Annotated in this window: 11 protein-coding genes; 4 read left to right on the top strand and 7 right to left on the bottom strand. The window is 61.7% G+C overall.

The window, feature by feature from the left end:
• Positions 1–155: 155 nt before the first annotated feature.
• Positions 156–917 carry an ABC transporter permease gene (locus RLO07_RS08375; protein WP_462291688.1) on the bottom strand — a complete coding sequence of 254 codons (762 nt, stop codon included), beginning with the start codon at positions 915–917 and terminating at the stop codon, positions 156–158.
• Entirely contained in the window at positions 914–1,840 is a 927-nt protein-coding gene (locus tag RLO07_RS08370; protein ID WP_462291687.1) for an ABC transporter ATP-binding protein, read from the bottom strand. Before RLO07_RS08370 ends, RLO07_RS08375 begins: the two co-directional genes overlap by 4 nt.
• Positions 1,841–2,122: 282 nt before the next feature.
• Between RLO07_RS08370 and RLO07_RS08365 the strand changes: the two genes are divergently transcribed.
• Positions 2,123–4,252 (top strand): oxidoreductase, encoded by a 2,130-nt coding sequence (locus tag RLO07_RS08365; protein WP_462291686.1) that lies wholly within the window; start codon positions 2,123–2,125, stop codon positions 4,250–4,252.
• Positions 4,253–4,302: 50 nt separating this feature from the next.
• Here the strand turns inward: RLO07_RS08365 and RLO07_RS08360 are convergent, their stop codons facing one another.
• The 3 genes from RLO07_RS08360 to RLO07_RS08350 are packed head-to-tail and all read right to left on the bottom strand — an operon-like array spanning position 4,303 to position 7,731.
• A complete protein-coding gene (locus tag RLO07_RS08360) occupies positions 4,303–5,907 on the bottom strand; it encodes an AMP-binding protein (RefSeq protein WP_462291685.1) in 1,605 nt (534 codons plus the stop codon).
• A gap of 44 nt (positions 5,908–5,951) precedes the next feature.
• On the bottom strand, positions 5,952–6,992 hold the full coding sequence (locus RLO07_RS08355; protein ID WP_462291684.1) for an acyl-CoA dehydrogenase family protein: 1,041 nt from the start codon (positions 6,990–6,992) through the stop codon (positions 5,952–5,954).
• Between the two features lie 52 nt (positions 6,993–7,044).
• Positions 7,045–7,731, bottom strand: a complete 687-nt coding sequence (locus tag RLO07_RS08350) for a TetR/AcrR family transcriptional regulator (RefSeq protein ID WP_462291683.1) — start codon at positions 7,729–7,731, stop codon at positions 7,045–7,047.
• 99 nt (positions 7,732–7,830) lie between these two features.
• Between RLO07_RS08350 and RLO07_RS08345 the strand changes: the two genes are divergently transcribed.
• The 3 genes from RLO07_RS08345 to RLO07_RS08335 all read left to right on the top strand — a co-directional run bounded on the left by RLO07_RS08345 (position 7,831) and on the right by RLO07_RS08335 (position 12,493).
• Positions 7,831–9,003: an acyl-CoA dehydrogenase family protein gene (locus RLO07_RS08345; protein ID WP_462291682.1), complete on the top strand. Its 1,173-nt coding sequence runs from the start codon at positions 7,831–7,833 to the stop codon at positions 9,001–9,003.
• Positions 9,004–9,105: 102 nt separating this feature from the next.
• A complete protein-coding gene (locus tag RLO07_RS08340; protein WP_462291681.1) occupies positions 9,106–9,738 on the top strand; it encodes a TetR/AcrR family transcriptional regulator in 633 nt (210 codons plus the stop codon).
• Between the two features lie 238 nt (positions 9,739–9,976).
• Positions 9,977–12,493 (top strand): TonB-dependent receptor, encoded by a 2,517-nt coding sequence (locus tag RLO07_RS08335; protein ID WP_462291680.1) that lies wholly within the window; start codon positions 9,977–9,979, stop codon positions 12,491–12,493.
• A 106-nt stretch (positions 12,494–12,599) separates the two neighbouring features.
• Here RLO07_RS08335 and RLO07_RS08330 read toward each other — a convergent pair whose 3' ends face one another.
• The gene (locus RLO07_RS08330; RefSeq protein ID WP_462291679.1) at positions 12,600–13,172 is read right to left on the bottom strand and encodes a redoxin family protein; all 573 of its coding nucleotides are present in this window, start codon (positions 13,170–13,172) and stop codon (positions 12,600–12,602) included.
• Between the two features lie 134 nt (positions 13,173–13,306).
• Positions 13,307–15,595 carry an OmcA/MtrC family decaheme c-type cytochrome gene (locus RLO07_RS08325; RefSeq protein WP_462291678.1) on the bottom strand — a complete coding sequence of 763 codons (2,289 nt, stop codon included), beginning with the start codon at positions 15,593–15,595 and terminating at the stop codon, positions 13,307–13,309.
• Between the last annotated feature and the right edge of the window lie 14 nt (positions 15,596–15,609).

Genomic DNA, 15,609 nt, shown 5'->3' with positions numbered 1-15,609 from the left:
CTCTGTGCCTCGGGGTTTTCTATGTCTACGGCAGTGCCGTTACACAGGCGATGACCTTTGCGGTCACACCCGGTAAAGCGGGGCGGGCCCTCGCCAGGCTTTAATCCCCAACCCCGAGGTGCTCTGTGCCTCGGGGTTTTTACTTTGCCGTCGGCTCAGCTTTTCAGCTTGTAACCGGTCTTGAATATCCACCAGACGATGGCCATACACAGCAGGAGGAAGCCCACTGTCATCGCCAGGCTGACGCCGACGTTGATGTCCGAGGTGCCATAGAAGCTCCAGCGGAAACCGCTCACCAGATAGACAACCGGATTGAACAGGGTCACCGAGCGCCAGAAGGCCGGCAGCATATCAATGGAGTAAAAGGTGCCGCCGAGGAACGTCAGCGGCATCACGATCATCATCGGGATGATCTGCAGCTTCTCGAAGCCGTCGGCCCAGATACCGATAATGAAGCCGAACAGGCTGAACGCCACAGCCGTGAGCACGAGAAACGCCAGCATCCATAGCGGGTGCTGTATCTCGTAGTCGACAAACAGCCTGGCGGTAACCAGAATCAGCAGCCCCAGAATAACCGACTTGCTGGCGGCGGCACCGACGTAGCCGACGATGATTTCGACAAAGGAAATCGGCGCCGACAGTACTTCATAGATGGTACCGGAGAACTTGGGCATGTAGATGCCAAACGAGGCGTTGGACACGCTTTGCGTCAGCAGCATCAACATGATCAGCCCCGGCACAATGAATGCGCCATAGCTGACCCCGCCGATATCGACCATCTGTGAGCCGATCGCGGAACCAAACACGATGAAATACAGCGAGGTGGAAATGATGGGCGAGGCGACACTCTGTAAGAGGGTGCGCCAGGTGCGAGCCATCTCGGACTTGTAAATGGCCCGCATTGCGTAGAAGTTCATGAGCGGGGCCTCACCAGATTGACGAAAATATCCTCCAGCGAACTCTGGCTCGAATGCAGATCCTTGAATTCGATCTGGTGGCTGGCCAGCTGACGGAGTAAATCGGCGATGCCGGTTTGCTCGTGTTGGGCATCGAAGGTGTAAACCAGTTCGTGGCCACCGGCAATCAGCTCCAGGGAAGCGGCTTCCAGCTCCGGCGGCAGTTGCCGCAGCGGTGTTTGCAAATGCAGAGTAAGCTGGCGCTTGCCCATTTTCGCCATCAGGGTGTTCTTGTCCTCGATCAGGATAATCTCGCCGTGGTTGATGACCCCGACCCGGTCGGCCATTTCCTCGGCCTCCTCAATATAGTGGGTGGTGAGAATGATGGTGACTCCGCTGTCGCTCAAACCGCGGACCATATTCCACATCTCCCGGCGCAGATCCACATCGACCCCGGCAGTGGGTTCATCCAGAAACAGGATACTGGGCTCATGGGACAGGGCCTTGGCGATCAGTACCCGCCGTTTCATGCCACCGGACAACTCGATCATCCGCGACTTGCGTTTGTCCCACAGCGACAGGTCGCGCAACACTTTCTCGATGTGGGCAGGGTTGGGGGGCTTGCCGAACAGGCCGCGGCTGAAGCTGACGGTATCCCACACGGTTTCAAAGCTGTCAGTGGTCAGTTCCTGGGGCACAAGGCCGATCCTGGAGCGCGCGGCCCGAAAATCGCGGACGATGTCATGACCGTCTGCCCACACCCGGCCACTGCTGGGTTTGACCAGCCCACAGATGACGCCGATCAGCGTCGTTTTGCCGGCACCGTTGGGTCCGAGCAGGGCAAAGGTCTCACCCCTGGAAATTTCGAGATTGACGTCTTTCAAGGCGTGGAAGCCGGAATTGTAGGTCTTGTTGAGGTCCTCGATCGCGATAATGGGTTGCACCTGGACTCCTTGTGCACGGAAAGGTTGGTGTAGACTGCGGCCGCATGTGGTTTATGCGGCCCCTGCTGCGGTGCCAGGTGTGTTGAGCAGCAATACCGGCGCCCCGGACAGGCAGTGGCGATGCACTTTACCGCGGCTCGCAGGTTGTCTACCGTAGCACGGGTCACGATTGGATGGTTGTACTCCAGTAAAGGTTTGTGCATCAATACCCCTGTGTGCCTGCCCCCGGGGCCGTAAACTCAATTACACTGCTCGGCTCTACCTTCCAGGAGCCCTCCCGCCATGGCCAAGTCACTGACCACGCTTGCCAGCCCCTTCAAGCTGGGGTCCATGCAGCTCAAGAATCGCATGGCAGTCATGGCCATGGGTGTCAATCTGGCGGAGGAGGACGGCAGCTGCGGGGATCGCTTGCTAGCCTTCCATGAGCGCCAGGCCGAGGGCGGCGTGGGCCTGATCATCCTTGGTTCCACCGGGGTCAGCTGGCCCGCCGGCTCCAACCAGCCCTGGCAGACTTCGGTCGCATCTGATGACATGATCCCGGGTCTGAAAAGACTGGCGGACGCGTGCCACGCCCACGGGACCAAGGTTGCGGCACAGCTGCATCATGGCGGCCTGGTATCCACGGAAGACCGCGTTGCCGGCCGGCCGGTGATGGCACCATCCGTTCCCGTGGAGAAGACTCCCGGCTTCCTCAACGCCTTCCTGCCTGAAGAGCTGCGGATGATGTACCGTCCTGCACCGGAAACGATCCTCCAGCCCATGACCCACGCAGACATTGCCTTGCTGGTCGAGCACTTCGCCGCCGCGGCCCGTCGGGTGCAGGAGGCCGGCCTGGACGGTATCGAGATTCATGGCGGCCACGGCTATATCCTGTCGTCCTTCCTGTCTCCCTTTTTCAACAATCGCGACGACGAGTATGGCGGCAGCCTTGAGAATCGCGCCCGCCTGCTGCTTGAAGTGTTGGCCGCTGTGCGCACAGCGGTGGGCGCCGACTTCCCGGTGTGGGTGAAAATCGACTCCGGTGAGTTTGGCCAGACCGAAGGCATTACTCTGGAGGACGCCAGGGCGACCGCGCGCATGCTGGAGCAGGCCGGTGCCGACGGCATCACCGTCAGCGCTTATCACGACACCTCCAGCGGCAGCAACCACTCTGAGTCGAATATCCCGCATACCCCGGAGCGGCTGGTCGCCAATGCCATTGCTATCAGACAGGCGCTGGATATACCGGTGCTCACATCTGGCCGCATTGAGCCGGCAGCGGCCGACAAGCATATCGCCGCAGGGCATTTTGATCTCTTCGGCATGGGCCGCAAGATGCTGGCAGACCCGGATCTTCCCAACAAGGTGTGCAGCGGCCAGCTGGATGAAATTCGGCCCTGCGTCTATTGCTACTGCTGTGTCAGCCAGATATACATTCTCAAGCCGGTGAAATGCGCGGTGAATGCCGAGACCGCCCACGAACGCCAGCGCACGGTAATTGCCACCGACAATATCCGCCATTTCGCGGTGGTCGGTGGTGGACCTGCAGGTATGGAGGCAGCGCGCAGGCTGGCGTTGGCCGGGCACAAGGTGACGCTGCTGGAGGCCGCTGACCGGTTGGGGGGTACGCTGCAGTTTGCCAGCATTGCCTACGAGCCCAACGAACGCCTGCTCAATTGGCTGCGCCGGCAGATGGCCAGCTCCGCGGTGGATGTCCGCCTCGGCACGATGGCGATCCCGGCGGTGCTGCAGTCGCTGGGCGTGGATGAGGTTGTAGTCGCCACCGGCGCCAGGCGCCTGATGCCAGAGCTCCCTGGCAGCGAACAGGACTTTGTCTTCAGTGGCGATGAAATGCGGGCGCTGGTATTGGGGGAGAACGCGTCGTCGCTGCGGCGCAAGACCACGGCATTAACCAGGGGCATAACACGCCTGGGAGCACTGACCGGGGTCAACCGCCATCCCTGGATGCTGCGTCAGGCCTCGCGGCTGTGGCTGCCCCTGGGTGAGCGTATTGTGGTGATTGGAGGTGAATTGGTGGGCCTTGAATTGGCGGAATACCTCGCTCACCGGGGGCGGAAGGTGACGGTGGTTGACGAGTCACCGCGGTCCGGGGCGGGGCTCTATCTGGTGCGTCGGATGCGCTTGCTGGACGAGTTGCACGAACTCGGAGTGACACTACAGAACAAGGCCTCTGCGATCAGTATCGGCGATCACTCCGTCAGCTACTGCAACCAGCGCGGCCAGGTGCGTACTCTGGCGGCAGACCACGTGATTGTAGCCAAGGGAGCAACCGGAGATACCAGCCTCGCCGAGCAGCTGCGCAGCGCGGGCCTCAGTGTCCACACCATCGGTGACTGCAACGGCGTGGGCTACATCGAGGGCGCGATGGAGTCCGCCGCGGAACTGGTGGCGGGTATTGGACGGGCCGCGTAGGTCGGGCCGCGTAGGTCGGCCGGGCCGCGCAGGCCGGGCCGCGCAGGCCGCTAGCGTTCAGCCTTGAACCCGGCCTTGTTCGCATCCCAGGTGTTGGGTCCCAGGCCGGCTTCCCGCAACTTGAACTTCTGTACTTTATTGGTCGGTGTGTAGGGCAGGCTCTCCACCAGCTCAATGTAGCGTGGCACGAAGAAGTACGGCGCGTTGTCATTGATATATCGAGCGAGTTCTTCCGGTTGCAGGCTGGCATCCGGCTTCAGGATTACGTTCAGTTTGAGCTCGGTCTCTGATTCCAGAATATCACTGGGCACCCCAAAGGCAGCGCAGTCGCCAATCGCCGGGTGGCGTCGCGCCACCATCTCGACTTCGAAGGTCGAGATATTGCGTCCCTTGAGCCGCACTGCATCTTTTTTGCGATCGGAGAAAAAGTAGTAGCCGTCCGCGTTCCGCTTGAGCATGTCGCCGGTTTTGTACCACTCGCCCTCATAGGCTGCAGCTGTCGCTTCCGGGTCATCGAAGTAACCATTGAAAATCACGAATGGCTTCTTCGGACGCACCCACAGTTCGCCGGGTTCGCCTGTGACCACATCCTCGCCCTGGTCGTTGACCAGTCTGGTGTCGAGTGCATCCGCGGGCTTGCCACAACTGCCGGGAGGCAGGGAGGCTTCGTCGGGGCGCACAATGACCAGTTGCATCGCCTCGCTTTGTCCCAGGCCCTGGGGCAGCAATTCCACGCCGAAGCGTTTGCTGAAGGGGCCGGCCACGTCCGCTGGCATTGGCACCGCCATCAGTTTGCGCAGGCTGTGCGCTGCGTCGTCGGGCTTCTCGGGGGCGTTCCACAGGAACATGTGCATGGCGCCGAGAGTAAAGCTCTGGGTGGCGCCATAGTAGTCAATGCGTTCCCAGAAGTTCTTTACCGAAAAGGCACTGTCGATGGCGAGCGGAATTCCCACGATCAGCGCGCGGAGGATGGAGGTCACCCAGGCGGCGGAGTTGTACATGGGCAGGACGCTGTAGATGACGTCACCGGGGCGGGTGCCGAACAGGGCGTCCCCGGAGGCAACAGCGTTGAACCAGACGTTGTGACTCTGCATGACGCCTTTGGAGCGCCCGGTAGTCCCGGAGGTCCACAATATGGCGCAGGTGTCACCATAGCTCTGCCCGCTCATGTCTGGCTCCGGGGCTCCCGCGTGATAAAGGCTGTTGAAATCCGTAGCGCCCGGGAGTGCCCCGGGGTCGCCCAGAACCACCAGATTCCCGGCTTCCAGGTCGCCCATGACCTCCGCCAGCCGGGCCGCATGGTCGTCGTCCGTGACCACTATTCTGGGTCGGCTGCGGTTGATGGTCTCGGATAGCCAGGTACCCTTGTAGTCGGAATTGACGGGTGTCCAGATGGCACCAAGCTTGTTGCTGGCCAGGGCCAGGAAGATGACTTCCGGGGCACTGCCCATATAGAACGCTACGCGGTCGCCGCGGCCCAGCCCGAGAGCGGCAAGCCCCGCAGCCAGCTCATTGACCTTGCTGTTGGTCTCGGCAAAGCTGTAGTGCGTTTCCCCGAACATGATGAAGTTCGCCTCGGGTTGCTCCGCGGCCTGCATGGCCAGGGCCCGGCCCAGATGGCGGTCTTCAATGTTCTCGAACTGCAATACGTTCATCAGTGACTCCAGAGTGTTGTTATCAATATTGCCGGCAGCGCTGCCTACAGGGTGATGCCGGACTGCTTGTTGCTGGCCAGATATCGACCCATCTCGGCCAGGTGGTGGGAGGCGCCGCCGAGGTCGAACTCCAGCTGCTTTGACCAGAGGAAATAGCGGTGAATGGGATACTGGAGGTCGGCGCCAATACCACCGTGCAGGTGCTGGGCGGTGTGGCTGACCCGGTGGGAGGTTTCTGTCGCCCACCAGCGCGCCGCGCCCGCCTGCAAGGTGGCGTCCATCCCTTCATCGAGACGCCACATGGCGCTGTCGACGACGCCGCGCAGGGCCTCTATATCCATATAGCCGTCCGCGGCGCGATGCGCCACGGCCTGAAAGGCCGCCAGGGGTTTGCCGAATTGCTTGCGTTCGCTGGTATAGGCGGCGGTGCGTCGCAATGCCTCCTCGGCCACGCCCAGTTGCAGGGCTGCCGTCATGACCTGTTGCCGCTGCTGCAGGGCGGCAATCGCGTCCTGACCACCGAGGTCCAGGGCCTTTGCGCGTCTGACCAGCACCCGGGAAGTGGGGCGGCCATTGCTGACGCGCTGGGGTTCAAACTGCACGTCGGCTTCTGCGGGTGTCAGGGCTACCAGGCGCTCACCGGCCCGCGCCACCAGGTACAGGGCGCCCTCCGCCCAGGGCACCATGCTCAGCTCACCCTGCAACGTGTCGTCCTCCAGGTTCAGCCCTGGGCCCAGGGACAGACTGAGCCAGGCTTTGCCGGCTGCAACCCTGGCCAGGCCCTCGATGACGCCACCGGTCTCCAGTGCCTGTGCCGCCAGCAGGGTTTCCAGTAGCGGTATCTGTGCCAGCACTGCGCCCTGGGCCTTGACCACCAGACATTGGGCAATGAACCCCATTGCCGAGCCGCCGTGCTGTTCCGCCAGGCCGATCCCGGTAAGGCCTGCGTCGGCGAGAGTCTGCCAGAGGCCGGCGTTGAAGCTGTCCTGGTACTCGGCCTGCGCGGTGTCGTTCACCTGCTCGCGAAAGATTTTCTCCGCCAATTCAGCGATGGCGGCTTGGTCTTCGGTCAGGGAGTAGTCCATCAGAATGTCTCCAGTATGGCGGTGGGTTGGCAGCTTGCAGTGGATTCCGGGTTCATCGTTTCAGTGACAGGATACGGGCGGCGTGATGCAGCTGACTCCGGGGCGGGTTGCGGGCAAAGAGTCCGCGATAGAATAGCGCCGCCAGCCACTCGGCCAGCTCGGCCTCCGACAATTGCAGCGCCAGCAGATCCGGATTGCGCTCAATGTAGCATTCCCGAAGCACGTCCTGGCCGATGCCGCTCAGGGCGTGGACCATCAGTCGCACTTCGTGCGGCGCCAGTTCGCTGTCGGGAAACACGTAGGGAAACACATCCGCGAGCAGCTGCAGGCGCCGGTTGTAGGATGCCTGCCAGCGCGCCCGAAAAGCGGGGTCATCGGCGCAGAACTGATTGATGCAGTTGCTGATGCCCGGGTGTTCTGCGTGGCTGCGAACGGCCACTTCGTAGTGTGACCGCAGCCGACTGAACCAGTCGCCCTTGCTGACGTCCCGCTCGATTTGTTCGGTGGCCTCGAATTCTGCGATGTATTCGTCCAGGATTTCTTCAATCAGTGACTTGAGATCACTGTAATAGTGGTGGAACAGGCCTGCCGCGACGCCCGCCTCCGCGGTCACGTCCTTGATGCGCAGCTGGTGATAGCCCACCCGGTCCAGCACTGCGACCGCGGCAGTCTTCAGACGCTCGCGCGCCAGCGCGCCCTTGGGGCGGCGGGCACTGGTTTTGTCAGTGGCTGCAGACATGGCGCAGAGTCCTCTTCATCAATCAGGATTATTATTGAATTTGGATTCAAGATCAATAATAATCCAGTCAACGTCAGCGTCCCCAGGAGATCAGCCCAGGTGCATATCGAACATACAGCGGAACAACAGGCTTTGCGCAGCGAGCTGCGGACCTACTTCCGGTCCCTGATGACGTCCGAGTTGCAGGAGGCCACGCGCGGCAATGAAGGCGGCGACGCCTACAAGTCGGTCATTCGCCAGATCGGCAAGGACGGTTGGCTGGCGCTGGGATGGCCCCGGGAATATGGCGGCCACGGCCGTGGCCCCATGGACCAGATGATCTTCTTCGAAGAGGCGCAGCTGGCCAATGCACCACTGCCGTTCGTCACCATCTCGACGGTAGCGCCGGCGATCATGGCCCATGGTTCCGAGGCGCACAAGGCTTTCTTCCTGCCAAAAATCGCCGCCGGGGAATTGCATTTTGCCATCGGCTACACGGAACCGGATGCGGGTTCCGACCTCGCGGCGCTGAAGACCACCGCGGTACGGGAGGCTGACGACTGGGTGATCAACGGCACCAAGGTGTATACCTCCAGTGCCGAGGCCGCAGATTACATCTGGCTGGCCGCGCGCAGCGACCCGGCGGCGGCGCGGCCCCACGCAGGCATCAGCATCTTCATGGTCGATGCACACCAGCCCGGTTTCAGCTACGCGCCGATCCACACCGTGGGCGGAGTGCGCACCAACATGAGCTACTACAATGACGTGCGCTGCCCCCACAACATGATCTGCGGAGAGCTCAACGGTGGCTGGAAGCTGATCACCTCCCAGCTCAATCACGAGCGGGTGGGGCTGGCGGCGATCGGGATCTATGCCTACGGTCTTTATCAGGACGTTCTGGCCTGGGCGCGGGAGCCTGTCGCTGGCGAGCGCCCCATTGACGACCCTACCGTGCAGCGCCTGCTGGCGGAATCCTACGCCCGACTGGAAGCCATGCGCCTGATGACCTGGCGCATGGCCTGGAGTTTGGAGCAGGGGGAGCCCGAAGTGGCCTACGCCTCGGCCATGAAAGCCTTCAGTACCGAGGGGCTGATTGCGGTCTATCGCCTGCTGATGGATGCCATGGGTCCCGCCAGTACCCTGCATCGCAGCAGCCCCGGGGCTGCCCTGCATGGCGAACTGGAGGAAGAATACCGCAAGTGCCAGATCAACACCTTTGGCGGTGGCGTCGTGGAGTTGATGCGGGATCTGGTGGCGGCATTTGGCCTGGATATGCGTGCCTATCAGCGCTGATCCAGCGGCTACGGATAATTAATGCCCGCAATGTAGTGGAATTCGGCGCGTTTTCGCGCTAGATTGGCGCTGACAGTAAAATAATAGACGCCGGTTAAAGTCATGGGAGCAGCGCCACAGTTCGAAGGGAGGCGGGAGCGCAAGAAGCGCGAGACCCGCGAGCGGATCCTGCAGGTCGCCCGCCGTCAATTTACCCGCCAGGGTTATGACGCGGTGACGGTAGAGGCGCTGGCCGAAGCCGCGGATATCTCCAAACCTACCCTGTTCAATTATTTCCCCAGCAAGATGGCCATCCTCCAGGCTCTGGTGCCCGGTGTGGATGAGCGTTTCGCCGCCGCAATAGAACGTTTTCGTGGCGAGGGTGGCACTGTGGAGGAGCAACTGGCACGTTTTTTTGCGTACGGCGCCGAGATGACCCGCAAGACCCCCATGCTGACCCGGGCACTGCTGATTCTGGCACTGCGCGCCTATGATGACCCTCTCTACAGTGTCGACCAGCATCGCTGGCCATCGCTGCACGACAGTTTTTGCGCCATGCTGCGCGATGGCGTCGCCCGCGGTGAGGTACGGACTGACATCAGCGTCGAGCGCATGACCCACTACATCACCGGTATCTATGTTTATGGCCTGCTCAACTGGCTGGCGGATCCGAAGTTCAGTGTGGATGTGGAATTGGCGGTGGCGGCAGCCTTCCTCGGCTCTGGTATTGCCGTCAACGCCCAGGCGGATCGTTAAACCGCCTGCGTCCCCGCGGGCAGCCTGCAGCCAGTATTCTTATTTACACCATTGAACCCTATTTTAGGCCGCCTGCACTGGTCGTTGGCGCTGCTCCGGTGTAAAGTTGGCCCGCCGTATAAAAGCTAACCGTAGGATAATTTTTGGCTCAGCGTTGCACTTCGGCTCAGCTCATAACAACTCTGTGTTGCCTGCTGGCAGCGCGGACATAAACGTATTTACCGCATGAGAGGTCCCCATGATGAATTTACCCAGGTTTGTCCCGCGCCCATTGGCATTGGCGCTTTCCCCCATCCTCGTCACCTTGGGTATGGCGGCCCAGGCCCAGGTTGGCGCGCTGGAAGAAGTGATTGTCACTGCCCAGAAGCGCGCAGAGACGACCCAGGAAACGCCGATTTCCATCTCGGCCTTGTCCGAGACTGTTCTCGAGCAGCGCGGCATCAATAGCACCAGTAACCTTATCGGCGAAGTACCCGGCGTATTCGGTTTCGATGCCCCCGGCTCCCGCGGTGCCACCAGTCTGGCTATCCGTGGCTTTGGCGGCGGCAGTGGCGCCAACCTGTCCACTGATCCTGCCGTGGGCATCTACATGGATGGTGTCTACATCGGCAAGATGAATGGTTCGGGCATGGAAGTGGCCGAACTGGAGCGAATCGAAGTGCTGCGCGGTCCCCAGGGTACCCTGTACGGTCGCAACTCCACCGCCGGTGCGGTCAACTTCATCTCCCGCCAGCCTACCGGCGAGTTTGGCTTCCGGGTCAAGGGCACGGTCGGCAAGTACGATGAGCGCGCCCTGCGTTTGAATGCCGACCTGCCGGCGGTTGGCGAAATCGGTGAAGGTCTCGGCCGTCTGTCGGCCAGCTTCGGCTACCAGACCCGCGAGCGCGATCCCCTGTATGACAACACCAGTGGCGGCGCCGGTTTTGACAGCATCGACCGCCAGGCCTGGCGCCTGGCGCTGAAGTGGGAGCCCACCGATGCCCTGACCCTGGACTATTCCTACGACGAAAGCCGTCTGGATGAAAACGGGGCCCTGCAGCAGGTCGTGGGTTTCACGCCGGTCACTCTCGACGGCAGTACCCGGGTTGAAACCCTGGCGCAGCTGCGCAGTTTCCTGCCCCTGCTGCTGCAAAATCCCGCGGCGGACCCGCGCATTGCCAATCGCCTGATTCCCTCCATGGACCAGACCCTGGCGGTGTACCGGGAGCGTGAAGCCGCAGGCCAGGGCCGCCGCAGCAGCGGGGCCGCCGACAATACCCCTGTTTCCGACAACGAAGTCAGTGGCCACGCCCTGACCCTGACCTGGGACGCGGGCAACTTTGGCGCCCTGGGCGACATTACCTTCAAATCCATCACCGCCTACCGCGAGATGGAGACCTATGTGGGTGGCGACCTCGAGGATATTGACAGCAGCCTGGATGCCAACGGTGTTGGCGCCATGAACGATCTTATCCTGCTGCAACTGGGTTCTGCCTACTTTGGCGCCGGCGGCATGCCCAATCCCACCGCGGACTTCTTCTGGAGTGGTGTGGATTCCGTGGGCGGCTTCCACAGCAATCAGGACACCGACTCCGCCTACGAGCAGTTCTCCCAGGAGTTCAACATTATCGGTGCGACCGATCGCGTCGACTACGTGCTGGGCTTGTACTACTTCGATGACGAGGCGGTGTACGATCGCCGCGCCGTTTTCCTGGCACCGCTGGGCGGCACCGGCCTGCAGAACTACGATTACACCACCGAGTCGCTCGCGGTGTTTGGACAGGCGACCTGGCGCCCGCAGGTACTGGATGACCGCCTTTCGCTGACCGCAGGCCTGCGCTACACGGAAGAAGACAAGGAGATCTTCTACGATTACCTGAACCGTCCTTTCGGTGCCCCCCCGTCGGGCATTCCCGCGCAGATCGAGTTGCAGGAAAATTTCTACAACGTGAGTGGCAACGTCACGGCGGCCTACCAGTTGACAGACGACATCAACGCCTTCGTGCGTTTCGCAACGGGCTACCGCAGTGGCGGCTTCAACGGTGAGGTATTTGCCAACCCCTTTGAAGAGGAAACCATCGAACAGTGGGAAATCGGCATCAAGAGCGACTGGTGGGACAACCGCCTGCGCATCAACGGTTCGCTGTATACCTACGTCTACGATGACCTTCAGGTCTCCCAGATTGAAACCAAGAATGGCACCGCAACCAGCCTGATCGCCAACGCGGGCAAGGCCGATCGCTGGGGTGGGGAGCTGGAAATCCTCGCGGCGCCAGTAGAGGACCTGATCGTAGGCCTGAACTACGCCTACGTGCACGGCCACTACGATGAGTTCCCGGAGCTGTGTGGTACCAACGTGCCCCAGACCTGCCTGGACACCACTGATGCCGCCAAGCGTGGATCCGCGCCCAGCAACCAGCTGACAGCGTCCGCAGACTACGTCTTCGCGCGCACCAGCTTTGGTGACATTCGTGGTTACCTGCAGGCCAGCTGGCAGGACGAGTGGTATGAGTCAGCTCTGTGGACCGGCAATTATGCGGGTGAGCCCTTCATCTACGACCACCAGATCATGGATGAGCGAACCCTGGTGAATGCCCGCTTCAGCCTGGAAAACGTTAAAGCCGGCGATGGCCTGCTCACGTTCGCGCTCTGGGGCAAGAACCTGACCAACGATGATTACCCGACCTTCGGCATCAACTTCGGTGGCCTGGGTATCATCACCGAGCAGTACGGCCCGCCGCGCACCTACGGCCTGGATGTCACTTACGAGTATTGATTGGCTCGCAATGAGCAGAGGCGCCCCGAGCAATCAGGGCGCCTTTTTTCGTCTGCAAAAAAAAATGGCGCCGCAGTGGGCGCCATAGCGTGCAGCGGGAAGGCAATCAGCCGACGAAAGCCTTGCTCGGTGCGGCAACGCCCTTGGACTCTGTGCCCTTGAGGTAGGCCAGCATGGTGTCGGCATCGGACACTTCGAACGGGTCGGTGGGGCAGACATCACCAAAGTCGGGCTCTGCAAACAGCTTCTCGATCTTGCCGTCATTGACCAGCATCGAGTAGCGCCAAGAGCGCATGCCGAAGCCCAGATTGGATTTGTCGACCAGCATGCCCATTTTGCGGGTGAACTCGCCGTTGCCATCGGGCAGCATCTTCACGTTCTTGGCGCCGACCTGCTTGCCCCACTGGAACATCACGAAGGCATCGTTGACTGACAGGCAGTAAATGTCGTCCACTCCCGCAGCCTTGAACTCTTCGTACAGCTCCTCGTAGCGGGGCAGGTGGTTGGAAGAACAGGTCGGGGTGAAGGCACCGGGCAGGGAGAACACGACCACCTTTTTACCGGCGAAGATATCGTCGGTGGTAGTGTCCTGCCAGCGGTAGGGGTTGTCGCCGCCGACGGATTCGTCGCGGACGCGGGTCTTGAATACAGTGTGCGGTACTTGGCCGTTAGCGATCATGGTGACTCCTTGTGTGTTGGCGGTTGAGGACGGCACTCTGCGCACCGTCGAGCTGCCAGTATATTAGAGGGATCCAGGTATTCAGTATATTGGAATATATTGAATGCCATGTTCTGTTTTTGCGAACACTGGTTCTAGAATCCTGGCAGTGCCCGCAATTCATGTACCCTGGAAACGTCCTGGGAGCGGCCTTCACCGTGGCAGACCGCACACTGCTCCACGACCTCGCCGCTGTCGATGGCCTGTTGGGTAGTGGCAAAGTCGGCACCGTTGCTGCTCATGTGTGCCCTGGCGACCGTGTCATCGTGACAGCCGGCACAGGCGGTGGCCATGGGTGTGGCCACGGTGTCATCGCGCGGGTCCTCGCGGTTGTCGCCGGTATTGACGGTCGTGGCCAGCACGCCGTCCGCCAGCGGCAGTGTGTAGCCGTCATCCGTGTGACAGGCGAGGCAGTTATCCAGGCGTCCTGGATAGTGCACCAGGTCTTCATCGTAGACATAGGTGGTAAAGCCGCGGAAGCCCACTACCTGCAAAGGATTGTCGCGTATCGAGGGGGCGTGGATGGCGTGGATCATGGACTTGAAATCGATCGACTCCTCCTGCTTGCCATCGGTGGGCGGCGACGCCGCGATGCCGCGTACATTCCTGTCTGTATTGCGGGGATTGTGACAGCTGACGCAGCTGTCGATGTTATCGGCACGGTTGCTGCCGTGGAATACCAGTGAGCCGTGGCAGGCGAGGCACTTGTCCAGCTCCACCGATTGGCGGCGCGCTGCGGCCATGCCGTCGGCTTCGTCGATCGAAAAGAAGGCATGGGCATCGCCCACCGGCACATTGGTGAGGTTGCCGTCACCTTCCAGGTCCAGGGCTGCTCGCCCTTCGACAATGGCGACACCACTGCCGGTGGCGGCGATACCGGGTGCGACATTGCCATCCGGAACAGGCAGGTTCATGGTGACACTATAGCTGCCGTCCCCACTGGGCACGGCGGCTGACAGGGCGCTGGTGGCGATGGAACTGGCTGCCGGGCTGTCGTTGCCGGTGTTGTGGTAGTCGCGTGTGTCCCAGGCCAGGCGCACATTCAGCGAGCTGCCGGGTCGTTGCCAGATTGGATCATTGGCGAGGTCGTAATCTTCTCCGGAAAGCGGGTTGCGGAGACGGAAACTGACCCGGGCCTGCTCTCCCGGCGCACTGTTCTCGACTCCAAGGACCTCGGCCCCGAAGGCCTGCCTGGCTTCGTTGAACAGGATGCGGTGGCTCTCGGCAATACTGCCGGCGCGGCCGCCGGGGGCGTGGCAGCTGGCGCAGCGGGAGTCGTCCTCCTGGCCTCCGGCGTGGCGGCTGAAGTCAAAGGTGTCGTGACAGCTGCCGCAGGCAGCAATCGACGAATACTCCGCCCAATTGTCTCCCTGGCTGCTCAGGAACACCCCGGCGCGGTCGCCACCGGTCGCGGTGCCGGCGTGGCAATTGACACAGAGACGGATGTCCTGTGGATAGCGCAACCCCGAGTAGTCGTGTTTGCTGTCCCGAAAGCCGTAGATGGCGTACTCGTCGCCGGCCTGCACGCTGAGCAACTCGGCGCCCATGTGGATCTTGTGGATCATCACTTTCATGTCCACCGTGTTGCCACTGTTGGCATCGGTGGAGCCGGGATTGTGACAGGTGACGCAGTAGTTCATCTCGACGCGGCCACCGCCGTGGAAGGCCAGCTGGTCGTGACAACTGTTGCAGCTGGCGGTATTGGCGATCTCGCGTCGGAAGATGTTCCCGGTGGCCCCCGTTGCGGGGATAAAGTCGTAGTCCGGGTTAGCCGGTACCTGGCCGCCTGCGAACTGGATGGCGACGCGGTGGGTCTGTGCCGGATCGTAGCTCAGGTCCACGTCCTCGATGTCAGCCTGGGCCAGGATGGACTCCGGCAGGGCGTCGATCGCGGTGGCGAAGCGATAGCGATAGCTGCCATCACCGTTGTTACTGAGTTCACCGTTGGCCTCGGTGGTCGCCTGCAGCCGCGCCTGTGTGCCCGGGCCGACGCCGGGCTGCTCGATTCTGTTGATATAGGACTGCCAGTCGCCGGTCAGATTGCCCTCGGCAGAGGGGGTGAGCTTGGCGATGATAAAGCGCACATTGGCCGGGGTCAGGTCGATGATGGCGTTATTGCGCTCGTCGCTGAGCTGGAATTCGACTACCGGACGGCCGTCCCCGGGTACTGTTACGCTGGTGATGAACGGGAACAGTTCGCGGGCCTCCGCAAAGGGCGCCGGGTTGGTCTCCGGGATCACCGGTGGAGGCGGCGTAACCGGGCCTCCCGGTGGCGTGGGGCCGGGCTCAACCCCCGGGGCGCGGTCGCCGCCGCCTCCGCCACCGCAGGCGACCAGCAGCGCCAGCAGGCCCGCCAGTACTGTCCTTGCACCAAAGCTTCTCATGTCCGATCTCTCCC

Origin of the sequence: Haliea sp. (genome assembly GCF_040221975.1) — a bacterium.
Taxonomy (GTDB): domain Bacteria; phylum Pseudomonadota; class Gammaproteobacteria; order Pseudomonadales; family Halieaceae; genus Haliea.
This window is presented reverse-complemented; position numbering and strand designations above follow the sequence as displayed.

Coding starts and splice junctions, on each gene's coding strand:
- RLO07_RS08375 (WP_462291688.1), bottom strand. CDS start 917: ATGAACTTCTACGCAATGCGGGCCATTTACAAGTCCGAGATGGCTCGC.
- RLO07_RS08365 (WP_462291686.1), top strand. CDS start 2,123: ATGGCCAAGTCACTGACCACGCTTGCCAGCCCCTTCAAGCTGGGGTCC.
- RLO07_RS08360 (WP_462291685.1), bottom strand. CDS start 5,907: ATGAACGTATTGCAGTTCGAGAACATTGAAGACCGCCATCTGGGCCGG.
- RLO07_RS08355 (WP_462291684.1), bottom strand. CDS start 6,992: ATGGACTACTCCCTGACCGAAGACCAAGCCGCCATCGCTGAATTGGCG.
- RLO07_RS08350 (WP_462291683.1), bottom strand. CDS start 7,731: ATGTCTGCAGCCACTGACAAAACCAGTGCCCGCCGCCCCAAGGGCGCG.
- RLO07_RS08340 (WP_462291681.1), top strand. CDS start 9,106: ATGGGAGCAGCGCCACAGTTCGAAGGGAGGCGGGAGCGCAAGAAGCGC.
- RLO07_RS08335 (WP_462291680.1), top strand. CDS start 9,977: ATGATGAATTTACCCAGGTTTGTCCCGCGCCCATTGGCATTGGCGCTT.
- RLO07_RS08330 (WP_462291679.1), bottom strand. CDS start 13,172: ATGATCGCTAACGGCCAAGTACCGCACACTGTATTCAAGACCCGCGTC.
- RLO07_RS08325 (WP_462291678.1), bottom strand. CDS start 15,595: ATGAGAAGCTTTGGTGCAAGGACAGTACTGGCGGGCCTGCTGGCGCTG.